Consider the following 22925-nt stretch of genomic DNA (forward strand, 5'->3'; position numbering starts at 1 on the left):
ACAATCAATAAATTTTATTTCTTGTGGTGTGGGCATCTTGCCCGCACCTAAAAAGAAATATATATGCGCTGGGTTACTTATTAACTAAAAAACTATGGCTGACGGCATTTATATTCTGGCAAACGATGTTGTTTTTGACCACTTAGTCGCTTTATTAAACAGCCTCGAAGTCAATGGGGCAAAAGATATTCCAGTTTGCATCATTCCCTACGATGACAGAATGAAAAAAGTGCAAGTAGAAATTGCAACTCGTCCTCATGTCACCCTGTTTGAAAATACCGATTCCCTCCATTTCTGGGAAGACTTTGCGACTCAAGTTTGGAAAACTCATGCAAAAGCTCAAAAAGTATGGAAATCTAAAGGTTTGAAACCTGTTCAATGTTTGGAGATGCACCGAAAATTATGTTGTTTCGACGGCCCTTTTGATAAATTCATCTATTTTGACGCAGACACTCTGTTAATGGGTTCTCTCGATTACATTTATCAAAAACTCGATGATTTTGATTGGGTAGCAAACGATTTTCAATACAAATCCGACCTCAATTATATATTTGATTTTTCCTCCGCCAAATTACCTCACATTTTAAATATTGACGAACTGCCATCTCATACTTTTTGTGCGGGTTGGTTTGCGTCAAAACTAGGGGTTTTTAATCGAAATAATGCTTCTCAATTTATCGAAAAATTAACATCAGGAGAAGCGGAAATTATGTCTTTGCGGGGCGCTGACCAATCTTTACTTAACTATTTAGTCGCCCGCAGCAAAATATCTTTTTACAACTTTGCATATACTCAACCCGAACAGGTGACGGGGAATCATTGGTCTTCTCAATTTGATGTGATAGATTATGTTCTATATGACAAAGGGCGACGGTTGACTTATTTGCATTACATGAGTATTTCGGCTACCAAAATTAATCTATTGTGTGCTGGTGAAGATGTGGAGATTCCCTACCGAGATGTATTTCTGCACTACCGTTATTTGAAGTCGCCGGAAAAATGCCCCAAACTCAAATCCCCAAGTTTGCTAGTGCGCGGATACAGAAAGGCCAAAACCTTTGTCAGGCAAAAAAATATCAACTTTAGGTATAGATTGGCAAATACAGAAATGAATATTTGGCGAAAAGCTGGCCGAAAAATTCGCAGTTTACAACTCGAAAATAAAGTTTACCAACAGTATTACAAAATTATGATGGACTTGCGGACAAGCCTTCTAGGCGTTCGCTTAACTTCAATTCGGCGTCCGTCTGTGGCTAACAGAAGTAAAATATCTCTAGCTATTACCCATTTTAACCGTTCTAGTTTGGTTGTAGGGGCATTGTGCAATGCTTTGTATGACGATCGCATTGATGATATTATTATTTACGATGATGCTTCCTCCCCCGAAGAGTTTTCTAGGATGCAAGCAAATATAGCAAACTTGTCACCTAAGATTTCTATCCGCAGAGGTGAGCAAAATTTTGGTGCGTATAAAAGCAAAATTATGGCGATTTCCCACTGCAAAAATGAGTGGGCAATTATTCTTGACTCTGACAATGCCTTGAGCGAAACTTATGTCGATAGACTATACCACATAACTGCATGGAATCCCAACCTAATTTACTGTCCGACATCCGCAAATCCCTACTTTAATTTTAAATTATTTTCGGACACAGAAATCAATCTTGAAAAAGCACGAGAATTAATTCTAAATAATCCCAATCCTAAATTATTTCGCAATTTTATTAATGATGGAAACTACTTCGTCAATGTACAGAAATACCTGGATTGTGCCGAGGATAATCAAGATATTTGCGTGCAAGCTTCCGATGTCGCCGCTTTCAATTATTTGTGGTTAAAAAGTGGCGCCAGCTTGTATGCTGTGAGTAATTTAAGTTATTATCATCGGCTACATTCAGGCAGTTATTGGCTAAGTACAATGACTGATTCTAAAAAAGTTTTGAATAAAATTATCGAAGCCATTACTACTCACAACAAGTGCGATTTTTTCTAAAATATAATGCTATAATCGCAGCATTTCGATTGCAGATAAACCTCAAAAGTTGGCGAATTCAAAAAATCAACAATGTTCAATTTAAGTTGCGGAATTTCTGGGATAGATAGCATCTAACTGTACTCTAACTGTACTCTAACTGTACACAGACTGAATCCACTCCCATTCGCGCCTTAATCCTTCTTCTAAAGCAACCTGTGGCTGATAACCTAAGATTTTCTGGGCTTTAGACACATCCGCGCTAGTGTGCCGCGCGTCTCCCCTCGCAGCTTCGGTAAAATCTATCCGAATAGGTCGATCGACAATCCTCTCTATTGTATCAATAACTTCTTTCAAAACTACCCGACTTCCCCCACCAATATTAAAAACTTCCCCCGCAGCTTCCGCAACCTCAGCCGCCGCTAAATTCGCCGCAACGCAATCGCTGATAAACGTAAAATCCCGCGTTTGCAATCCGTCGCCGAAAATTGAAATCGCCTCGTCAAACAAAATCGACTTAAAAAACTTGTGAAAAGCCATATCGGGGCGCTGTCTCGGCCCGTAAACAGTAAAATAGCGCAGGGAAGTAGTGGGAACGCCAAAATTTTTGTAATAAAGTCCGCACAAACGTTCACCGGCTAATTTCGTAATTCCGTAGGGAGAAACCGGCTGCGGACAAGCATTTTCATTCGTGGGAAAAGATTCAGCATTGCCGTAAATTGAAGAAGAAGAAGCATAGACAAACTTTTGCAATCTTGGCGCATCTTTGGCCGCTTCTAACAATACTTGAGTGCTGTTAATATTGCGTTCGGTATAGCTGCGAAAACCATCGCCCCAGCTAGCACGAACTCCTGCTTGCGCCGCCAGATGAAATATTACCTTCGCATCAGATAAAAGACCTCGCCAATTTACAGACAAAATATCGCCTTCCACCAATTCAAAACCCGGATACCTTTCAAATCGTGCAATATTCTTGCGCTTGAGATCCGGATCGTAATAATCGTTGAACTCATCAACACCGATCACCGTCTCCCCTCGATTTAAAAGAGTTTCTACTAAATTAGAGCCAATAAATCCCGCCGCACCCGTAACAATTAAAATACTCATTCGATTTTAGATTTTAGATTTTAGATTTTATTTTTAAAAAAATACACAAATTATTGCCTAAGTTGTCATCTTCTTCTTTCTCTTCCTCTGCGTACTCTGCGTTCTCTGCGGTTCAAAAAGCATCAAATAGGATAATCATAGATAACTATCAACCCCCTTGCTTCTCACAAAAGAGGTTGATAGTTAACTTTCATTGTTCAAAAGAATCTAAATCCAGCGCTTGGGAACCTCCGCGTTCTAACTCGATCAAAAGCTTACCTAGCTGAGTCCAAACTAGCCAGCCCGTGAGTACCGTCAGTGGCAAAGCTAGGGCATAACAAAGTAGTTTTGGGAAGCCAAAAATCTCCATCCCAGAAGCTAAAAATACGCAAATTCCGCCAGCCATTCCCAGAAAAGGTATGACCAATTGCAGCCTTGGCAGGTTAGCCAAGGTGCGAGTAGAACGATTTTTAGACCACTGTTGTACCGATTGTTTGAGAGTTGCTTCAAATGCTACGCCGGAAGCCATACCTGCTAGTAATCCAGCCGACATTAAAAAATAGGGAGGTTCTGGAAAATAATACACGAATAATTCCTTAATTGGGGGAAGGGGGAATGGGGAATTGGGCATGGGGCATGGGGCATTGGCCCGCGCAGGGCATTGGGTATGGGGAATTAGTTATTAGAACCAACAACTAACAACCAACAAATAACCAATGACTAATGACTAATGACCAATGACTAATGACTAAAATCGAGTTAGCGCGGCTGCTCCTGCTGTGGAAAACTCCGTCAAAGCGCCTAGAGCAACGTTGAACAGGCGACCGGGCTGCAAATCTTCCTTGACTAAGTTCCACAGGCTGCGAACTTCTTCGGTGTGGATTCGATCGTCCTCAATCAAAGCTAACATTAGCTGGCGTCTCAAAAACGACCCTTCCTCGGACAGCAAAAATTGCAAGCCTAGTTGTGCTGTGGGGAGCAAGTCGAAACTGCGATCCGATCGGGCGATCGCGATCATGTCCTCTAACCTGTTCCACTGGAATTTGCCATCTTTGAATAATACCTCAATCAGACGCCGCCGCAGTGCCGGAGATTCTCCGTTCAACAAACGCCGCGCTACATAAGGATACGCCACCTCGACTATCTTGAAATTCGGATTCAGCGTCAGGGCCAAACCTTCTTCTGTGACCAGAGAGCGAATAATTAAGGCAAATTTCGCCGGCACCCGGAAAGGATAATCGTACATCAACTCCGAAAACTGGTCTGTAATCGTCTTGAAGTTAAAATCTGACACCTTTTCGCCGACGATATCACCCAGTACAGATTCCAACGCCGGGACGATCGGCATAATATCTGTATCTGGAGTCAAAAAGCCAAGTTTGACAAAATCCTTGGCTAATTGTAAGTAATCTTTGTTGATCAAATGAACGACAGAATCAACCAAAGTTTCTTTAGTTGTTTCTTCCATCTGATCCATCATCCCAAAATCAATGTAAGCCATGCGGCCGTCCGCTAAGGCAAACAGATTTCCCGGATGGGGGTCAGCGTGAAAAAATCCGTGTTCCAGCAACTGTCGCAAACCGCTGCGGACTCCGACTTCAATTAAACTATCGGTATCCAAACCTGCGGCTTTAACACTTGCCATATCTGTCAGCTTGATGCCGTCAATCCATTCGAGAGTCAGAACGCAGTTTGAAGTATAACGCCAGTAAATACTCGGAACTTTTACTGTCGGGTCGTCGGCAAAATTTGTAGCAAATTTCTCGGCGTTGCGGCCTTCATTGATATAATCAATTTCCTCGAACAATTTGATACCAAATTCATCGACGATCAAACAAAGGTCGTGACCGAGATTCAGCGGCAACAAGGGGCCCAACCATCCAGCGGCCCAGCGCATTAAGTAAAGGTCAAGGCTCAAGACTGGCAGCAAATTCGGTCGCTGAACCTTGACTGCTACTGCTTCCCCGGTGAGGAGGCGAGCTCGGTAGACTTGACCGAGACTTGCCGCGGCGACAGGTTCGGGGGAGATTTCGCTGTAGGTTTCGCTAATTTTGCGATCGAGTTGCGCTTCAATAATCTCGAAAGCGCGCACCGAGTCAAACGGCGGCAATTGATCCTGAAGTTTGATCAATTCTTCAAGAAAGTCTTTGCGGATCAAATCCGGTCTGGTAGAAAGGGCTTGGCCGACTTTAATGAAAGTTGGGCCCAAGCGAGTGAGTATTTGTCGCAGGTGGGCGGCCCGTTCCGGCTGGTGTGCTGCGACTTCGTGCTGCCAACTGTCCCACAGCATCCCTAGCACAAAGCCCGCAAAAGACCAAATAACGGTAATTGCGCGCCAAATTGCTTTCCAAGGACGGTTGCGGTAATACTGAGCGATCGCTTGTGGATCGTAGCGTCTAGCCTGAGTGAATTGATACTGAGGCACTCGTTTATTTTCCTCTTATCTTCTGAAAATTACAGGTTAAATTGAGAATTGGGCATCGGCCATCGGGCATCGGGCATCGGGCATCGGGCATCGGGCATCGGGCATCGGGCATCAGGCATCGGGCATCGGGGATTAGAAGTCGAAAGTTCCAACATTCTTTATTCTTTATTCTTCCTTCTTCCCTCTTCCCTCTTCCTGAAATCCGTTACCTCCGTTACATCCGTCGAGCGAATCCGTTGCCGAACTTCCTTTTTCATCATTGACCGATCGCATTTCAAGTTTTAGGCGAGCGGAAAATGCACCCGTTCGAGGCGGATTGCTAGCCTAAATTTGTTTCTTTTCATTAAATATAGTACATAAAAGTACAAGTGATCAGTCAAAATACTTAACAGCTCTCCCTGACCGCTGCACATTCTCACAGCAATGCAACCCTGCAATTCTTTTCTCCTCCTGCATTTCCCTCGCTGATGCCATCGCGCCAACGCTACCGGATGCGATCGGCCTTTGCCAAGCAATCTTTCAGACCATAAATCGTCCGCTCTTGTTGATCCCTCGACAGTTCCGGGAACATCGGCAAAGACAAGACTTCGCGACAAACTTGCTCAGCCTGTGGCAATTGACCGGCAGAATAGCCCAAAGATTTGTAAACAGGTTGCAGGTGCAAAGGTAACGGATAGTAAACCATCGAACCGATGCCAGCTTCCTGCAACTGAGCCCGCACCGAGTCCCGGAAATTGCCAGAGGGATTTTGCGCGTCTTCTGGACTTGTCAGCCGGATCGTGTATTGATTCCAAACTCCTTTTGCTTCGGGCAATTCTTTGGGGAGGGCAACTCCGGGCACGCGGGAGAGAAATTCGCTGTAAAGTGTCGCTTTCTCCTGCCGCTGGGCGTTCCAACTGTCGAGATATCGCAATTTAATGCTGAGAATCACCGCTTGCAGGGCATCTAAACGGCTGTTGTAGCCGATTTCTTCGTAGAAATACCTAGAAGACTGTCCGTGTTCTTTGAGCATTCGCATGGAAGCTGCGAGGGCTGGATCGTTTGTCGTCACCGCGCCACCATCACCGCAAGCGCCTAAGTTTTTGGTCGGATAAAAACTGAAGCAGCCGACATGGCCGATGCTGCCGACTTTTCGAGACTGCCACTGGGCCCCGACAGATTGGGCGCAATCTTCAATTACGGCTAAATTGTGCCGAGTCGCAATTTCCATCAACCGAGTCATGTCTACCGGTTGGCCGAAGATGTGGACGGGCATAATTGCCTTGGTTTTGTCGGTAATTGCCGCTTCGAGGAGTTCGACATCCAGATTAAAAGTCTCGCTGTCAATATCGACAAATACTGGAGTCGCACCGACGGCGCTAATTGTCTCAGCCGAAGCAAAAAAGGTAAAGGGAGTGGTAATCACTTCATCGCCGGGGCCAATTTTGAGAGCTCGCAAAGCCAAAATCAGGGCATCGGTGCCGGAGTTGCAGCCAACGCACTCGGAAACGCCGATGTAGTCGGCGAACTCTCGTTCAAAACTCTTCACGGCCGGGCCGCCTACGTAGCCGCCAGAGGCAAGCACTTTTTGCACCGCAGCGGTTATTTCGTCGCCAAGGAGCGCGTATTGGCGGGTTAAGTCGAGGGGGGGAACATTATTCACTCTTCACACCATAAATTTCAAGCATTATCAAAGCAAATTCTTGCAGCAAAACTGTTTCTCAGAAACCTTTATTGCAATATCTTATATTTGGACAGGCAAACAATCACATTATCGAAAGGGTGGGCCGGTGTTAATTCTGCTAGATTTTACAGATTTGGGTTGGGCTTTGGGGATGGTGGCGATCGCGATCGGGCTTTCGGCGTGGCAGGGATTGGGATTGGAGGGGACGATCGCGATCGCCGCAGGGCGCACCCTGATCCAGCTAATCTTAGTCGGGTACGTGCTCGCAGTCGTATTTGACCCGGAGGGGAAAAATCCTTGGCTGGTTTTAGCAGTTTTAGCAATCATGCTGACAACAGCTAGCATGGTTGCCAGCAACCGCATCAGCAAAAAAATCAAGAACTTACTGCCCTTAGTTTGGGGTTCAATTTTTATCAGTACGGCCTTGACTCTCGCCTATACAAACTTGCTAATTTTGCAACCTGACCCTTGGTACGAACCGCAATACCTGATTCCTTTAGCGGGTATGATTTTGGGCAATGCCATGAACTCCGGGGCGATCGCGGGCGAAAGACTTGTCAGTACAGTTAATAGCAGCCAGTTAGAAATAGAAACCCATTTAAGTTTAGGTTCCACGCCGCAGCAAGCAGTAAAGCAGTACCGCAAAGATGCCATCAAAGCTGGATTAATCCCACTATTAAATACAATGACGGTGGTAGGAATCGTAACTTTACCCGGAATGATGACAGGTCAAATGCTGAGCGGTGTCAGTCCTCTCGATGCAGCATCTTACCAGATTTTAATTATGTTTGTGTTAGCGCTGGCAACTGTAATCGCAACTCTGCTGTTGACTGAGGGATTGTCCCGGAAATTTTTTAATCAAGATGCACAATTGATCAAATGGTAATTGGGAATTGGGCATTGGGAATTGGCCAAACAGGGCATTGGGAATTGATAATATAATGTAGGTAGGAACTTGTATGTGGCAGTATTTTTATGAACAGGCAAGATGCCTGTTCCACAAAGAGTGAGTTATCTTGTGGGGTGGGCTTCTAGCCCGCCCTAGCCATCACTAAGGAGAATAACCATGATTCAAACAGCAACTAAAACGCTAACTTTTGAAGAATTTGCGGAATGGAAGCCAGAAAACGGACGTTATGAACTGCACAATGGAGAGATTGTTGAAATGTCACAGCCATTAGGAGACCATGAAGAAGTTATCGGTTTTTTAGCCTCAGAGTTAACTGCTGAGTTTAGAAAGGTAAAACTTCCGTACTTCATCCCCAAACAAGCATTAGTTAAGCCACTGGAAAACGAATCAGCTTATTCGCCCGATCTTCCGATATTAAATCGCCCCAACTTAGCGTCAGAACCTATGTGGAAAAAATTCTCAACCGTGACTCAAGGCGCATCAATTCCGCTGGTTATTGAAGTAGTTAGCACGAATTGGCAAGATGACTACATCAAAAAAGTAGGCGAATACGAACTAATTGGGATTCCTGAATACTGGATTGTGGATTATCTCGGTTTGGGCGGCCGTAGGTTTATCGGGAATCCCAAGCAACCAACGATATCGGTTTATCAGTTGGTTGATGGCGAGTATGAGGTGAGTTTGTTTCGGGGAAATGATAGGATTGAGTCGCCAACTTTTCCAGAGTTGAATTTGACGGCTAAACAAGTTTTTCAAGCTGGATTGACGGGGGATGAAATTGCTGGGGATACCGATTAGTTTTGAAGGAACAGGACTTAGGGAAGAAGTGATTTTACGCCCTACCCATAGCGGTAAGGCGCGCATTGCAAACCTGCAAGATAGAGGTTATGCGTAAATCCTGAGTTACTCTTTTACTCAGATAAAAGAATAGGAATTAATCGTTCCTCGATTTCATCAATATAGGCTGTTAAGCCTGTATAAACACCCTTTTTTCGTAGAAATTCCACAGGCGTGTCTTCCCAGCACTGTTGTTCGCGTTCCATCTTGCCACCTGTTAGCTTTTCGACAACAACTTTAGGATTTCTAATGCGATCGGGTTCTGTCAATGAGTTAGAGCGTAGTCTGTGTGACTCCTCGCAAGGATTAAACGTCAATTCGGTCATTATCTCTTGAAGAATTTGTTTTTCCTGTTGATTAGATGGAATAAACCCATTTAAAACCCAAGCTTCCCGCATTCTGTCGGCTGTACCCATAATAATTTCTAATTTAGGTTGTCGTTCGATTTGTTCTGAACGTGCTTGCTCAATACCTTCTCTTCGCTGAGGTTGATTGTCTAAATCGCGGATCAGGAGAACTGCTTTAATCTGTCGTGTTTTTTGAATAAATCGTACTAAATTAATAATTTTTATAGCTGCTGCACCATCAGCTTTTAAGGCTCCATCTTTACGATGACCTAAATACCTTGGAGGACGAAATCCTAAGCTTTGTTGGAAATTATCTATAATTTGATTAATATTTTTCCAGCAAGAATTCTCCGTGCCAGCTTCTAAACCACTCCATTGAAATAGATGTTGCAGCATCTCAGGTTCTAACCAATCAATTTTTTCTACTAAAACGCGATCGGCTAATCTAGTAGCGGTTCGTGCGTCTGCACTACTTTCTACAATCACCACAAACTCAATCATTTATTTCTCCTGCAACCACCCAATCTTCTCCCTCAGCATCCCAGAATTCTCCAGTGGTTAAAGTTTGTTTTGCCCATTCTACATCAGGATGTTCATCCAATCGTTTGCAACGAGTCACACCTGAATAGTTGTTACTTAATACATGAACTTGAGAAGGAAGAAGTTCATCCACAATGTAAGGAGAATGGGTAGAAAAAATAATTTGCAGATTGCTGTTGTATTGAAGAATTTCCTTGAAAACAGCGATTAATTCTCGTTGCGCTTTGGGATGGAGTCCCTGTTCAACATCATCTAATAACACTAAATTAGGTTGATTGGGATTCATCAAAACAGTCAGTAATCCGAGAGCGAGCATTGTGCCTTCGCTAATGGCATGGGCTGGTATGCGCTTACCAGTATTCATGTCTAGGACAACTTCTTGCCCTGCAATTTCCTGACTTTCTTCGTAGGAGATAGATTTGCCATCGACTTCGATTAAGCGTTGGCGATTGACCATAACTTTAGCTCGCCTTACCCCTACCTCGCGGACACCTGGTACAATCCGTTTCAACATTTTCTGTAAAGATTGAAATTTATCTGGATCTTCGTCACGAAGATAGTCTAAGGTAGGTGCTAACCCTGAACCATCGAACTCAACTCGCGGTGTAATTGCATCACTGTAAGCTGCTTTAGCAAGATTAGTAGCTACGAGCTTAAGATGAACTGCGTTTCTCAAAGATTGCTGAATTGGCTCTTCCGTAGTCATTAAGGAAGTTTCAGACATTACTTTCCTATATTCCTGGTTTTTATCTGCCTTCCATAATGCTGTAAACTCCCACATCTGATTAACGTTTCGTCTCCACTCATAGGAAGCTTCCCAATTATTTATATCTGGGTTTTTCCAAAAACCACTTGCAGTAACAGACATATTATCTTGCCCAATTGTTGTAATAAATTGAGGCTCTTTTTCATGCTGAAAAATCTTGTCAAATGATGAATTAGCAAGCCGACTGAGATAATGCACTGCTTGCAAAACTGATGTTTTACCCGAACTGTTTTGTCCTACGAGTGCGTGTAGGCGTGAACTATCTAAACTAAGTTCTGTATCTTTATGACTTTTGAAGTTATGAAGTTTGACCTTTTCTAGCATTTGATTGCTAATATTATTTTATACAGTTTGATTGCCGAGCTTGTAGTGTGTGTTCGGATGTTCTAAGTTGTTAGCGCGCATTTAATTGTAACAATCATGTTTCTTGAAACAATGAGTGGGGCGTTGCTCCTAGCCCGCCCCAAAAACTAAAATTAAATGCCGTAACAGCTTACTTCGGTTCGTGACTCCCAATCCGCTTGCCTTCGCCATCGTACACCTGCATCGGGATTTGGGCGTTTTCGGCGATCGCCTCCAAAGCTTTTTGCAATGTTTGAACGTGCTTTTCTACAGCTTGGCGAGACTTCACAGCATTGTTGTTGTTTGCTTGAATGAAAGTTTGTTGCAGTTTCTGCACGTAACCTGGAGTCATCTGCACCGCAATCAAATCTTTGCTAACAGTATAGTCGCAAATCTTGGGGTTGCCTTTGCAAGTTCTATCTAAATCGGTGCGGGCTTTTTGCAGGTTCCTTTCTTCCTGCAACTTTACTTCTGCTTGCTGCAATGAAGTTTTGTAGGAAGCGATCAGCGGTTGGGCTTTCTGAGAATAGGCAGTTGCCGCCGGCACTTGCTCCGCGTAACTCAAAGCTCTTCGCCAGGATTCTGATGCTTTAAACCAGGCGTTTTTGCCCTCAAAAATTCGAGCTTCCGCTGCTAAAGTCACAGCTTGAGTATAGGCATTTTCCGAAATTCCTTCGACATTTTTGCGCTCGCGAGCTTCTGAAAGTTTGGTTTCGTATTTGGGAACTAGCAGTTTAGCTTGTTGGTAAGATGTCGTGCCCGTGGGAATTTCTGATAGGATTGCGAGGGATTCTTCCCAACCTGCTTGCACTTGATCCCAAGTCTCGGCAGTAGTCGCTACTGCTTCGCGAGCTTCTGCTATTTGGGCTGTATTTTTGGCCGCGAGCAGCGTTTTTTCGGCTTTTTTCTCTGTGCTTAACTGCCGATTTCCTGTTGCTACATTCTTCCGGTATTCCTTCGTTTTTCTCTGAGCAAATGGATACACTGGGCTGTCTGTGGGGATTTCTCCGAGTTCGGCGATCGCACTTTGCCACAGAGCTTGCGCTTCCTGCCCGTCCTCGGCAGAATAAGGCGGATTTTGGGTTTTCTGGGCTGCTGACTGTGCGAGGCGCGCTGCATCGATCGCAGAGTTTAAATTCTGATTTTGCGAACGGTAGCTTTCCAGAGCGCTTTGAGCTTCACCGCGATGAATTGACCATGAGGGAATCGGTTCCAAAAGGGCGATCGCCTGTTTTAACTGTCGCTGCGCTTCTTGGGGGCTGTTGGCAACTTTTGACGTTTTCAGCGTCTTCGTCGAATTCTCGCTCAACTGTTTGGCATTAGCTAAAGCACTACATCCTCCGATGACGCAGGGCCGGCTCAGCATATAATAACCGCCTGCCAAAATTAGCGCCGCCATGCTGACCATTCCTGCTGCAGCCAGCATCGCCAACGGTGAATGCTTAGGTTTTTGGGCAACTGTTACCGCTTCCATATCCAGCGGATTGAAGGGATTGTCTGCAATATCTGCCGGGATTGCTTGCACGCTGAAGGCGATCGGCTCGGAATTGCTGGAACTCTCAGACAAATTGGGAAAATATTCTTCATCCCACGCATCTTTCCCATCCGTTTCTAACGGTATCTCCTCCTCTACATCCGCCGTCTCGACCACATTTTCTGTTAAGACTATCCCGGTTTCTTCGGCAGGGGGATTCTCGGTTTTTTTGAACAACAGCACTGCTTTTGGTCTTGACAAAACAGGGTTGTGCATGGTAAAAGAATGGAAAGCATAAGGCTGTTTTTGCCCGGTAATTTTTAGGCAAAGTCCAATCTGTTGAATAGATTCGGGTTCTATTTCGAGAATTGCTGCTTCTAGCACCGCAAAAGTCGGTTTGGCTTTGAGAACTACACTGCGCGGGTGTTCTCCCACAACCGTTAAAGATTCATCTCGAAAATCACAACTAATATAAAGCGGTAAGTTTTTAAATCCGGCTGCTTGCAAGTGTTGCTGCAATTTAACTTCTAGAATTTGTGCGTTGCTTTGTCGCGTTGCTGCTGTCATATTTTCTCCTCTGTCTAATCTCACCACTTTCGATTTTAGATTTGGAATTTTAGATTTTAGATTGCAGAACAGTCGGGATTTTTGATCTGTTTGAACTTTGACCCCGATTCATTCCAAATCTTAACTCTGAAAATTCAAGTCGCCACAAAATCTTAACTCTCAAATCTCAGCTTGCAAAGCCTGTCCATAACTTTCGCTGTAATAAACTTGAGTCACGTCAAAACGTCCGCCATATTGTTTCAAAGGTGCTGCTGCATAACCAAGCGGCAGCAAACAGCAAACATCTACTTCTTCGGGAATTTGAAAAGCTTCTTTCACCTTAGCGCTGACAAAACCTTCCATCGGACAACTGTCTACCCCAAAGCTTTTAGCTGCAATCATTAAGTGGGCTACTGCGAGCATTGTATGTCTGTTTGTCCAAGCTTCTAGGGACTCGAAGCAGGGACGGTTCTCGAACAATTGCGGGATTGCTTGTCGCATATAACCGGCTAAATTGTCATTCATTGCGCCTGTGGTTTTGCCCAAGTCGATGACGGCTTCGGTGTTTTCGGGCCTGGCGGCGCGCCGATCGCCACAACAGATTAATACTGTTGGGGCTTCTACCACTTGGCGCTGATCGAAGGCGCAAGCTTTTAATTTTTCTTTGCTGGCTGCGTTTTGAATTACGATAAACCGCCAAGGCTGCAAGTTGTAACCAGAGGGCGATCGCACTCCCAATCGCAAAATCTCTGCCAATATTGCTGGGGGAATCGGATCGGGTTGGAAACTGCGCGCGGCCCGCCGGCTTTCGATCGCCGTTTTAACATTAATTGAAGGTTGGATTTCAATTGTCATGGATAATTGGTAATTGGTAATTGGGCATTGGGCATTGGGCATTGGGCATTGGGCATTGGGCATTGGGCATTCGGAATTGGGCATTGGGCATCGGGCATCGGGCATTGGGCATTGTTATTTGTTATTTGTCCGATGTTATTTGTGAGTGGCTACCAATAACTAATAACTAATGACTAATGACTAATGACTAATGACTGCTGACTTACCCCAAGCCCAACTCGCGCTTGAGCAAATTAATCGACTTAGATCCGATGTAATTTTCGGAGCATATCAGTTGCGGGGGACGAATAATATCTTCTCTAGCCGCATTGATGGCAGCTTTTACTGTAGCAAAACTCGGTTGGTCGCAAAAAATTGTTCTGGCCGATCGCACGATCGAGTTAATCTTGTACTCGTCTGACACCAAGGCCGTCATCACCAGCAAATCCTCTCCCCGGATGCTGTGGATGATGACTTCGGTCGATCGTAGCATTCCCGGACTCAGGCTAACGAGACCCAAATAACTGTCTTTCGGCAAACCCCCGACTAACTGGATTTCCTGGCTGTAGTCGTAGATGTCTACGGGAATCACTCGCACCGAACGAGGTGCCGAAATCGATTCTGCTTCTCCGATAAAATATCGGCTGGTGATCACAGTTCCCGAAGAGATTTGATCCAAAAAAGTACCTAGCTGTTCCATCGGCACTAACTGTATGGGAATGCGGAGAGCTTGTTCGAGTTCTTTCGCCATCAGTTCACCCACGCCGATGTCTTCTGTGGGGGCTGTGACGACCACGCGGGCGCTGCACCTGAGCCGCCAGTCAATTTCGGCCAAAAATAATTCCCTCGCTTGGTTGAGCGTACAGCCCTGTCCCAGCAGTTGATCGATACTTCCTTGCACTATTTTGTTGGCAAGGGGATATTCTTCGAGGATCGGAGATTTGAGTTTGTTGCCGCCTTCGTTGCCTAGGGCGCGGACGTAAATGCCCGATCCTGCTTGGGCTTCTACGAGTCCGGTATTTTCGAGCTGGCGGTATACTTTGCTGATGGTGTTGCGGTGCAAACCCGTCTGCATGGCTAGCTGTCTGGTGCTGGGCAAGCGGTGTCCGGGCGGAAATTGTCGCGAGGCGATCGCAAACCTAATTTGATTGAATAGTTGGGTGGATGCTGGAATATCGCTATCGGTTTGAATATGAAATTGAACCATTATTAAAGGCTCCGACGACTTCAACTTAGTATTTTTATAAGGTCGAGTACCGCGCCTAGGATTGCTGCGATATCTCTGTCTATAGCATAATCTTATTTGGTTGATCTGCAGCAGCCGTTCTGCCGAGCGGGCGATCGCACCTTCGAGGCGATCGATCGCAGCCTCCGGCATTTCCTCAACAATCAGGTAGTTTCAAGTCTTAGTTTTATTTACTCTGCAATTTTGAGATCGCTTCCTGTTTTTCTCCCCGTCAGTAAATAAGTTTGCATTGGCCCTTTACCTTTAATCTCGATCTCGCCGCGATCTTCAAATTCATATTTATCCTGCAGCAACTTATGAGTATAATGGCTGACTTGAATGCGGCCTGTTATGCCGTGAGATTCCATACGGCTGGCTGTATTTACCGCATTTCCCCACAAATCGTAAATAAATTTTTTAGTGCCGATTACCCCTGCTACCACCGGGCCGCTATTAATCCCGATGCGGAGCTCAAATTTCGCGTCTAGCTTCACATTTAATTTCTCAATTGCTACTAGCATATCCAGCGCCATTTCGGCGATCGCCTCTGCGTGGTCTGGGCGTTCAATGGGAATGCCGCCTGCTACCATGTAAGCGTCCCCGATCGTCTTGATTTTTTCTAAGCCGTGCTTCTCACTCAGTTGGTCAAAAGCTGAGAAAATTTCATTCAGCAAGTACACTAATTTAGTTGCGGACATGGTGGTAGAAATTTGGGTAAAATTCACCAAATCAGCAAAAAGAATTGTTGCTTTTTCAAACTTGTCTGCAATTACCCCCGGTTCGTGCTTCAACCGATCCACGATCGGTCCGGGCAAAATATTTAGCAGTAAACCGTCAGTTTTTCTCTGTTCTTTCTTGAGTGCAGCTTCCATCTTCTTGCGCTTGGAAATGTTGTGAAAAAACACAGAAAGGCCGTCGTGACCAGGAAAAACCCGGACTTCCAACCACACTTTTAAGGGAAGATAATATTTTTCAAAACTCACTCCAACTTGTTTCGCTACCGCTGCATGATACTCTTCATAAAAATCAGAACTCACTAATTCGGGAAACTCTTCCCAAATATTTTTACCATAAATTTCTTCCGGCGATCGCTGCAAAAATTGCCCTGCTTTGTAATTGACGTAAGTAAATCGCCACTGGGTGTCTAAAGCAAAAAAAGCATCGCTCATTCCTTCTAAAAAATTGACAATTTGCTCGTCTGTAGAACGGAGTTTGGCTTCTACTTGTTTGTTCCTGATCTGTGCGCGCTTTAATTTAGTTATATTTATTCGCAACTCCATTTGGTTAATAATTTGCCGTCCTAAAGTCCGCAGCGCTTCTAGCTGTTGTGGGGTGAGATTACGAGGAACTGTATCTATCGCGCACAAAGTGCCGATCGGATAACCGTCAGGAGTTACTAGCGGGGCTCCAGCATAAAACCGAATATTGGGATCGGAAGTTACTAGCGGATTGCCGACAAAGCGATCGTCATCTAAAGCATTGGGTACAACTAGCAATTCGTTGGGATTTAAAATAGCGTGGGCGCAAAAAGCTGACTCTCTCGGAGTTTCGGGCGCTTCCAGGCCGACTTTGGATTTAAACCACTGTCGGTTAGAATCTATTAAGCTTACTAAAGCAATAGGAGTGCCGCAAATATAGGATGCTAAAGCTGTTAGATCATCAAAAGCTGCTTCGGCTTCTGTGTCGAGAATGTTGTAGCGGTGAAGTGCTTCTATTCTCTCTTCTTCGTTGCTGGGCAAAGGTGCAGCTTGCATCGGCGGCCGCGAGGATATAGGTTTGCGAACAATGCGTGGAAGTATTAGTGCAGCGAATTTTCTGACTTGCGAGACCACTTTTTTAACTAATATCAAAAGACTTGTTGGCCAACCTTTATTCATCTTTATTTATTTTTTTTCACCCCTGATGGAACTGCGTATGTGCGATATCATTGGTGTCAACTTAAGCCTGAAACCCCTGATCAATGTCGCTTTTAGGTAAAGTCTAGATCCCCCTAAATCCCCCTGATTGTTGGGGAGTAGGGGTTGACTTTGAGAAGACTCCTGTCCCCCCCTTATTAAGGGGGGCGCCAGGGTGATCTAGCCTTAATAGTCAAACATCAGTCTCTAACTGGGTTTGACGTTAAGTTGACACCAATGGTGCGATCGAACTCGGCTCTACTTACGTATTTACCGCAACTAACTCCTCAATCTCCGGAGCTTTTGTGGGCAATTTGCCTGTCAATACTTCTCTACCCTCATCGATGACAAGTATATCATCTTCTATGCGTATCCCCCGCACATCGGCGAATTTTTCCAACTCCTCCCACTTAACAAAATCTTCATATTTAGCGCGGTTTTCTGGGTTATTTAAGATGGCCGGAACTTGATAAAATCCCGGTTCGATCGATACCAGCATTCCCGGACGCAAAACTCGATTCAACCGCAAAAATCCCAACCCAAACCGACTGCTTCTCGTTCTTCCTTCTTCATAGCCAGCCAAATCTCCTAAATCTTCCATATCGTGAACATCTAAACCAATTAAATGTCCGATTCCATGTACAAAAAACAGCGCGTGAGCATCCATTTCTACCAAATCTTCAACATTGCCCCGCAAAATACCTAAATCAACTAATCCTTCCGCCATAATCCGAGCAGCTAACAGGTGAATGTCTCGATATTCCACCCCCGCACTAACTTTATCAATACAAGCATCGTGTGCTGCCAAAACTACATCATAAATCGCTCTTTGAGTCGGAGAAAACTTGCCAGAAACCGGCCAAGTGCGAGTCACATCAGCCGCCCATCCCGTTGATGTTTCCGCACCGACATCTGCTAACAGCAAATCTCCTGTTTGTAGGGGATTGTGATAATGTTCGCTGTGCAGCACTTCTCCATGCACCGTCACGATACTAGGATAGGCATAGGTCATATTTTTGGAGATGATGACACTTTCCATTGCAGCGCGCACCCCTGCTTCAATTTGAGCATTTCGGGTTGCCGCCATTCCCGCTTTGTGAGCTTCTACAGTGACAGCTGCAGCTTGACGCAATTCGGCCAAAGTGGCTGCATCGTGGCTCAGGCGCAGAGATATGATGGCCTTGGTTAATTCTAGGTCGATTCCGGTTGGCGAGTTGGGCGGTGCCAGAGGGCGATCTAGAATTTGAGACTGTTGCAACTGAGTCCAAGAATCCTGAATTGCGATAGTTGCTGCATTTGTTGAGCGCGCTTTCAATTCCGTCATTGGAAAAGCAGCATCAGCCCCAATTAGTTCGGCAATTTCTGCTCTTTTCGGCATTTCTCCGTGCCAAAGAGTGCTGCTAGCAGGTGCGTCATCTAAGAACAATTCTAATTTGCCCGATTCTAAGCGAATGGCAGCATTTTCTAAGGGCAAACCAGCAAAATATAGAAAGTGACTGCTGGCACGAAAGGGATAAGTAAGTGCCGGATAATTGCGAGGAATGCTGCGCCCCGACCATAAAATTACCGGAAAATTAATTAAACTAGCCAGTTTTTGCCGCCGTAGGTGTAGAGTATTAGTTAACAAATCATCACCTTGTGTAATTGTCATGGGTAAAAACCTATAATTTAGAGTTGGGTTTGCAGTCAGCCACAAGTTTTTGCATTCTCAGCATTAAAGCACTAAAATTCTGACTGCCAACTTGGCAGGCATTTTTGAGAAAATTCTCATCGGTCACTTCTTTTTTGCTAGCATTTATAGGCTGTCTTTTTTATAGTCTTGGTCGTCATCACCCGGATGATTGGGTTAAGCTGTAAGCCCGATCCCCAGTCAGTAAAAACAGGCTGAAACGGCTACTCCGCAGGCAATTAGCAGAAAGGTCACAACCCCCGCAATTAGTCAAATTCCTGGGTCTGGTTTTTGTTGATTGGGTGACGTGAGCGAGATCCTCTATTGACTGTTTGATATATGAGACTTTAAAGTATAAGTAAAATTAACAGAAAAAACATGAAAATTTCTCATAAAGCTCCTCAAACTTCTGTGCAAGTAAGCGACTGGCCGATAGCACATTTACCGGGATTGAGCAAGGAAAACCAATCTCAACTGGAAGAGTGCAGCATCACCACAACCGGACAACTAATTCGCCTGACGAAAACGCAGGCGGCGAAAGTGTTGCTAGCCAATCAATTACAGATTAACATTCAATATGTTAATAAATGGGTAGCGATGGCAAATTTGGCTCGAATTCCAAGTGTAGGGTGTCAGTATTGCGGGCTGTTACTTCACGCCGGCGTTGCTTCGCCGGCTCAATTGGCTCAAATGCCCGTCGAGAGATTGCACCAACAAATTTTAAGGCTGCACGTAGCGACAATGCAGCGCAATGACTTAACTCCTTCAGTCGATCGCGTGCAAAAATGGGTTCAACAAGCTAGATTAGTCAGTAGTCATTAGTCAGTTGTCAGTTGTCAGTTGTTAGTTGTCAGTTGTCATTTGTTAGTTGTTATTAGCCAACAGTCAACAGTCAACAGTCAACAGTCATTAGTCAGTTGTTATTAGTCAACAGTCAACAGTCAACAGTCAACAGTCAACAGTCAACACTCATTATTATGTCAATTCAAGTTTACGGAATCCCGAACTGCGGAACCTGCAAAAAAGCTTTCCAGTGGCTCAAAGATAGCGATGTTAATTACGAGTTCATTGACACAAAAGAACAGCCGCCGACTCGCGAAACAATCCAAAGCTGGGTAGCTGCTTTGGGTTTTCAACCCATGCGAAATACTTCAGGTCAATCCTACCGCGCTTTGGGCGACGACAAGAATAATTGGACTAGCGAACAGTGGGTAGAGGCTTTTGCTAAGGATGCGATGCTGCTGAAACGTCCTATGTTTGTTAAAGATGGAACGGCTGTTTTAGTAGGCTTTAGAGAGACACCAGATGTGATGCGAGAAAAGTTGGGAATTTAGAAGGGCCCTTATGGGCGCACCTTACGGCTACGAATAAATGCAGATGAAAGAAAATTACTAATCTCAGGACTTTTTTCGTTTCATAAATTTCCTCTCGCCCACATCATCACTGAAGCCCCACCGTTCATAAAATGGTATCATCTTCGGCAAACAGTGAAGTCCTAATGTTTCAACAGCTTGCAATTTAGGATGATTTACAACTGCATCCATCAACTTCACACCTAGTCCCATCTTGCGGTGCGTTGGGTTGACGATGACATCACAAATTGTTGCTCTGTACACAAAATCGGTGATAACGCGAGTAAAAGCAATTAGCCGATCGCTCTCATCGACAAAACCAATGATAACATCAGTCGCCGCCAGCATTTTCACAACATCCTCCCGCGTCCGCTTGTCACTCCAAAACTCGTTTTTGTACAAATCCATCAAGTCGGAAACCTGGCTTTCGGTCAAAGTTTCGACAATTCGGTACTTATCCATTTGAGCGGTCATACTCTACTTTACCGTAATCTAGTTTAATTGCGCGATCGGCAATATCAAAATAGCGATCGTCGTGACTAATCACAAACACCGTTTTCCCCCGCCGCTTCAACTCTGGTAGCAACTGCTTGTAAAAAATATCGCGGAAAAACGGATCTTGATCCGAAGCCCATTCATCAAACAAATAAATCGGTCTATCTTCCAAATACGCCGTCAGCAAAGCCAGCCGCTTTCGCTGTCCCTGAGACAAAGCCGTAGTTGACAAAACTCCATCTTTCACCTGAACTTTATTGTCCAAATGAAACTCTCGCAAATATTCAGCAGCCTGCTTGTCCAAATCGTGATTAGTCATCCCCAAAAGCCTTTCAAACAGATAGAAATCCGAAAAAATTGCCGAAAAATTCTGCCTGTAGCACTCACGATTCTCATCAGTAATTGGCTGACCATCTAGGAGAATTTCTCCCGATTCAGGAATGTACAAACCAGTGATTAACTTAGCTAAAGTAGACTTACCGCTGCCGTTACCGCCAATTATAAACACCAATTGACCCGGATGAAACTTCAAATTCAGCTCGCCCAAACTAAAATTGCTGTCTTCTTTTTCTCCCGGATAGCTGTGAATTATTCGATTTAACTCCAGCGTCTCCCACTCAGCAGTTTGAAACGGTTTAACCGCTGAATTTATCTCAGCTTGACTTGCCAAGGCCAATCCCATCCTCTCTATCTTTTCGACAGAAGTATTAGCACGAAAAATCGCCGGCAACCTTTGCAAAATATTGTTAAACGGAGACATCAAATAGGTACTTGTCAGAATGTAAGCTGACAAAACCGGAGTTGAAACCGGCACAAATTTCGGCAAAGCAAACAGCAGCAAACCCATCAGCATAAAAAATAGCAACTGACCCACTCCAATCGCAACTGCACCAGTATTCAAAGCAGTCACGTTATAATCGCGGGAAGCATCAGCACTCACCTGCAATTCTTCCGTAAAAAACTCTTGGCGGCGCAAGGAATGCAGTTTAAGTTCCTTAATTCCATCAGTAATACTGCGAAAATGCTTAAATAATATATCTTGTTCTTCTCTGGCTAAATCGAAGAATTTCCGCATTTTGCTGAGCAACAACTGCACCGTGCCAATCATCAGCACCAGAAAACTAAATACAACAACAAAAACCGTACCCGAAATCGTGCTTAAATAAGTTAAGCAGCCCACGACAACAGCGATATCAACACAGAGAAAAGGAATCAAAAATATAGTATTAGAAAGCGTTCCCACATCATCCGTGAGAGTTGCCAGCAAGCGGTTAGCACCCAACTCTTCCAAATTCCGCAAAGGAGTAGACAAAATGCCACGGCTCAAACTCAGCCGCAGATTGTAAACAGCTTCTTGAGAAAGGTAGATTAACAAAAATTGGGATACAAAGCCACTCAAAAGAGCCAAGATTGCTAATCCCGCAAAATACCAGACTAAATTCCCATTGGAATTGTCGCTGATTGCACGATTAATTAGGGAAATTAACATAGCGCTGCAACCGCCGCTGATTAAGCCTGTGAGTATGGCAATGGAAACATTTAACCAAGAAGCCTTTAACAGTAACCAAATTACATTCATCTAATTTTACTCTTAATTTAAATTTGGAAACTCACGTGCAAACCAACGAAATCCCCGACTTCTTGGTAACAATCTCGATTACTACTGAATAAATTTGATTCAGCAGTCGAGTCTCTTGATATTCGCATCCCCCAATAGCATTAATTTTCTTCTTGTACTTCCGTTTCCTGGGTTTCAAATACAACCAGCTCATAAATATCGAGCATCGACATTTGCACTTCCACTGAAGCGAAGGAAACTATTGCTGATTCTCCCTCATATTCCCGAAACAACCATTCATTTGATTCGGTTTTAATATATTGTGCGACTAAAAACTCAGATTGATTGACTAACACATATTCACGGAATTCAGGGATAGATCGATAAAACCGAAACTTATCCTCTCGATCAAAATCCTTGGTAGACTTAGAAAGCACTTCCACAATCAGCACAGGATTGAGTATTTCATCTTTCCGTCCCTCTGTGCAAACTAATTCTCCTTCAACTACCATCACATCTGGATAAGTCCCGCGTCGATACCGAGGAATCCACAACCGCAAATCGCTCATAAATGGTCTGGCATTCTTTCCCCGCAAAGCAGATTTTAAGAACGCATAAATATTACCGATGATCTGGCTGTGATTAATACTACCACCCGTCATTTTTACAATTTCTCCATCGCGGTATTCATTTCTAAACTCAGCAGTTTCCTCTAACTCCCGGTACTCATCTGGACTATAAAACTTTGCCTTACTTTGTACTAACATTGTTGCCTCTGTACTAACTTTTATCTGCGTTAATCTGCGTTAATCTGCCTACATCTGCGGTTAAAAATCATAATTATAGCGGTTCTCAAGCGTGGTGAGGTAGGCCCTATGCCCACGGAGGCCTATGCCCACGGAGGCCTATGCCCTATGCCCATGAGTACCTCATATGAGAGCTCGAAAGGCTATAACAGTATATCACAACAAAAAAGAAACGCCCAACTG

At 44.5% G+C, this 22925-nt stretch carries 20 protein-coding genes; 5 read left to right on the forward strand and 15 right to left on the reverse strand.

Annotated features, from left to right (window positions below; genetic code table 11):
* Positions 1 to 94 precede the first annotated feature (94 nt).
* Positions 95 to 1993: an Npun_R2821/Npun_R2822 family protein gene (locus tag QUB35_RS27660; RefSeq protein WP_333144834.1), complete on the forward strand. Its 1899-nt coding sequence runs from the start codon at positions 95 to 97 to the stop codon at positions 1991 to 1993.
* Between the two features lie 135 nt (positions 1994 to 2128).
* Here the strand turns inward: QUB35_RS27660 and QUB35_RS27665 are convergent, their stop codons facing one another.
* The 5 genes from QUB35_RS27665 to QUB35_RS27685 all read right to left on the reverse strand — a co-directional run bounded on the left by QUB35_RS27665 (position 2129) and on the right by QUB35_RS27685 (position 7125).
* Positions 2129 to 3079 carry an NAD-dependent epimerase/dehydratase family protein gene (locus QUB35_RS27665; protein ID WP_333144835.1) on the reverse strand — a complete coding sequence of 317 codons (951 nt, stop codon included), beginning with the start codon at positions 3077 to 3079 and terminating at the stop codon, positions 2129 to 2131.
* Between the two features lie 190 nt (positions 3080 to 3269).
* Complete coding sequence (locus tag QUB35_RS27670) at positions 3270 to 3644, reverse strand: hypothetical protein (protein ID WP_333047934.1); 375 nt, start codon at positions 3642 to 3644, stop codon at positions 3270 to 3272.
* Between the two features lie 162 nt (positions 3645 to 3806).
* Positions 3807 to 5483 (reverse strand): AarF/ABC1/UbiB kinase family protein, encoded by a 1677-nt coding sequence (locus tag QUB35_RS27675; protein WP_333144836.1) that lies wholly within the window; start codon positions 5481 to 5483, stop codon positions 3807 to 3809.
* Positions 5484 to 5512: 29 nt separating this feature from the next.
* Positions 5513 to 5638 (reverse strand): hypothetical protein, encoded by a 126-nt coding sequence (locus QUB35_RS27680; RefSeq protein ID WP_333144837.1) that lies wholly within the window; start codon positions 5636 to 5638, stop codon positions 5513 to 5515.
* 329 nt (positions 5639 to 5967) lie between these two features.
* Complete coding sequence (locus QUB35_RS27685; protein ID WP_333144838.1) at positions 5968 to 7125, reverse strand: DegT/DnrJ/EryC1/StrS family aminotransferase; 1158 nt, start codon at positions 7123 to 7125, stop codon at positions 5968 to 5970.
* Between the two features lie 127 nt (positions 7126 to 7252).
* Here QUB35_RS27685 and QUB35_RS27690 point away from each other — a divergent pair, with 127 nt between their 5' ends.
* Positions 7253 to 8032, forward strand: a complete 780-nt coding sequence (locus QUB35_RS27690; RefSeq protein WP_333144839.1) for an ABC transporter permease — start codon at positions 7253 to 7255, stop codon at positions 8030 to 8032.
* A 180-nt stretch (positions 8033 to 8212) separates the two neighbouring features.
* The gene (locus QUB35_RS27695) at positions 8213 to 8854 is read left to right on the forward strand and encodes a Uma2 family endonuclease (protein ID WP_333144840.1); all 642 of its coding nucleotides are present in this window, start codon (positions 8213 to 8215) and stop codon (positions 8852 to 8854) included.
* Between the two features lie 113 nt (positions 8855 to 8967).
* On the opposite strand, the gene QUB35_RS27700 is transcribed toward QUB35_RS27695, so the two are convergent.
* From QUB35_RS27700 to QUB35_RS27730, 7 genes are all read right to left on the reverse strand, one after another.
* Positions 8968 to 9741: a hypothetical protein gene (locus QUB35_RS27700; protein WP_333144841.1), complete on the reverse strand. Its 774-nt coding sequence runs from the start codon at positions 9739 to 9741 to the stop codon at positions 8968 to 8970.
* Complete coding sequence (locus QUB35_RS27705) at positions 9734 to 10870, reverse strand: AAA family ATPase (RefSeq protein ID WP_333144842.1); 1137 nt, start codon at positions 10868 to 10870, stop codon at positions 9734 to 9736. Before QUB35_RS27705 ends, QUB35_RS27700 begins: the two co-directional genes overlap by 8 nt.
* A gap of 169 nt (positions 10871 to 11039) precedes the next feature.
* Positions 11040 to 12929 (reverse strand): hypothetical protein, encoded by a 1890-nt coding sequence (locus QUB35_RS27710; RefSeq protein ID WP_333144843.1) that lies wholly within the window; start codon positions 12927 to 12929, stop codon positions 11040 to 11042.
* Between the two features lie 159 nt (positions 12930 to 13088).
* On the reverse strand, positions 13089 to 13763 hold the full coding sequence (locus QUB35_RS27715; RefSeq protein ID WP_333144844.1) for a nitroreductase family protein: 675 nt from the start codon (positions 13761 to 13763) through the stop codon (positions 13089 to 13091).
* A gap of 202 nt (positions 13764 to 13965) precedes the next feature.
* Positions 13966 to 14949: a GntR family transcriptional regulator gene (locus QUB35_RS27720; protein ID WP_333144854.1), complete on the reverse strand. Its 984-nt coding sequence runs from the start codon at positions 14947 to 14949 to the stop codon at positions 13966 to 13968.
* Positions 14950 to 15158: 209 nt separating this feature from the next.
* The gene (locus tag QUB35_RS27725) at positions 15159 to 16721 is read right to left on the reverse strand and encodes an adenylate/guanylate cyclase domain-containing protein (RefSeq protein ID WP_333300943.1); all 1563 of its coding nucleotides are present in this window, start codon (positions 16719 to 16721) and stop codon (positions 15159 to 15161) included.
* A 403-nt stretch (positions 16722 to 17124) separates the two neighbouring features.
* A complete protein-coding gene (locus QUB35_RS27730; protein ID WP_333144846.1) occupies positions 17125 to 18513 on the reverse strand; it encodes an aminopeptidase P family protein in 1389 nt (462 codons plus the stop codon).
* A gap of 396 nt (positions 18514 to 18909) precedes the next feature.
* Here QUB35_RS27730 and QUB35_RS27735 point away from each other — a divergent pair, with 396 nt between their 5' ends.
* Together QUB35_RS27735 and QUB35_RS27740 are read left to right on the forward strand one after the other, a co-directional pair.
* Positions 18910 to 19353, forward strand: coding sequence for a DUF4332 domain-containing protein (locus tag QUB35_RS27735; protein WP_333144847.1), 444 nt, complete (start codon positions 18910 to 18912; stop codon positions 19351 to 19353).
* A 155-nt stretch (positions 19354 to 19508) separates the two neighbouring features.
* Positions 19509 to 19865, forward strand: coding sequence for a Spx/MgsR family RNA polymerase-binding regulatory protein (locus QUB35_RS27740; protein ID WP_333144848.1), 357 nt, complete (start codon positions 19509 to 19511; stop codon positions 19863 to 19865).
* Between the two features lie 63 nt (positions 19866 to 19928).
* Here the strand turns inward: QUB35_RS27740 and QUB35_RS27745 are convergent, their stop codons facing one another.
* The 3 genes from QUB35_RS27745 to QUB35_RS27755 form a co-directional block, all read right to left on the reverse strand.
* Positions 19929 to 20357 (reverse strand): GNAT family N-acetyltransferase, encoded by a 429-nt coding sequence (locus tag QUB35_RS27745; RefSeq protein WP_333104348.1) that lies wholly within the window; start codon positions 20355 to 20357, stop codon positions 19929 to 19931.
* Positions 20338 to 21957, reverse strand: a complete 1620-nt coding sequence (locus QUB35_RS27750; RefSeq protein ID WP_333144849.1) for a cyclic peptide export ABC transporter — start codon at positions 21955 to 21957, stop codon at positions 20338 to 20340. Before QUB35_RS27750 ends, QUB35_RS27745 begins: the two co-directional genes overlap by 20 nt.
* 140 nt (positions 21958 to 22097) lie before the next feature.
* Positions 22098 to 22703, reverse strand: coding sequence for a Uma2 family endonuclease (locus tag QUB35_RS27755; RefSeq protein ID WP_333144850.1), 606 nt, complete (start codon positions 22701 to 22703; stop codon positions 22098 to 22100).
* Between the last annotated feature and the right edge of the window lie 222 nt (positions 22704 to 22925).

Source organism: Microcoleus sp. B13-B6, assembly GCF_036705405.1.
Classification (GTDB): domain Bacteria; phylum Cyanobacteriota; class Cyanobacteriia; order Cyanobacteriales; family Microcoleaceae; genus Microcoleus.

Excerpts from the sequence above, each read along its gene's own strand:
- QUB35_RS27660 (WP_333144834.1), top strand. The coding sequence starts at position 95 with ATGGCTGACGGCATTTATATTCTGGCAAACGATGTTGTTTTTGACCAC.
- QUB35_RS27665 (WP_333144835.1), bottom strand. The coding sequence starts at position 3,079 with ATGAGTATTTTAATTGTTACGGGTGCGGCGGGATTTATTGGCTCTAAT.
- QUB35_RS27680 (WP_333144837.1), bottom strand. The coding sequence starts at position 5,638 with ATGTTGGAACTTTCGACTTCTAATCCCCGATGCCCGATGCCTGATGCC.
- QUB35_RS27695 (WP_333144840.1), top strand. The coding sequence starts at position 8,213 with ATGATTCAAACAGCAACTAAAACGCTAACTTTTGAAGAATTTGCGGAA.
- QUB35_RS27700 (WP_333144841.1), bottom strand. The coding sequence starts at position 9,741 with ATGATTGAGTTTGTGGTGATTGTAGAAAGTAGTGCAGACGCACGAACC.
- QUB35_RS27705 (WP_333144842.1), bottom strand. The coding sequence starts at position 10,870 with ATGCTAGAAAAGGTCAAACTTCATAACTTCAAAAGTCATAAAGATACA.
- QUB35_RS27710 (WP_333144843.1), bottom strand. The coding sequence starts at position 12,929 with ATGACAGCAGCAACGCGACAAAGCAACGCACAAATTCTAGAAGTTAAA.
- QUB35_RS27715 (WP_333144844.1), bottom strand. The coding sequence starts at position 13,763 with ATGACAATTGAAATCCAACCTTCAATTAATGTTAAAACGGCGATCGAA.
- QUB35_RS27720 (WP_333144854.1), bottom strand. The coding sequence starts at position 14,949 with ATGGTTCAATTTCATATTCAAACCGATAGCGATATTCCAGCATCCACC.
- QUB35_RS27725 (WP_333300943.1), bottom strand. The coding sequence starts at position 16,721 with ATGCAAGCTGCACCTTTGCCCAGCAACGAAGAAGAGAGAATAGAAGCA.
- QUB35_RS27730 (WP_333144846.1), bottom strand. The coding sequence starts at position 18,513 with ATGACAATTACACAAGGTGATGATTTGTTAACTAATACTCTACACCTA.
- QUB35_RS27735 (WP_333144847.1), top strand. The coding sequence starts at position 18,910 with ATGAAAATTTCTCATAAAGCTCCTCAAACTTCTGTGCAAGTAAGCGAC.
- QUB35_RS27740 (WP_333144848.1), top strand. The coding sequence starts at position 19,509 with ATGTCAATTCAAGTTTACGGAATCCCGAACTGCGGAACCTGCAAAAAA.
- QUB35_RS27745 (WP_333104348.1), bottom strand. The coding sequence starts at position 20,357 with ATGACCGCTCAAATGGATAAGTACCGAATTGTCGAAACTTTGACCGAA.
- QUB35_RS27750 (WP_333144849.1), bottom strand. The coding sequence starts at position 21,957 with ATGAATGTAATTTGGTTACTGTTAAAGGCTTCTTGGTTAAATGTTTCC.
- QUB35_RS27755 (WP_333144850.1), bottom strand. The coding sequence starts at position 22,703 with ATGTTAGTACAAAGTAAGGCAAAGTTTTATAGTCCAGATGAGTACCGG.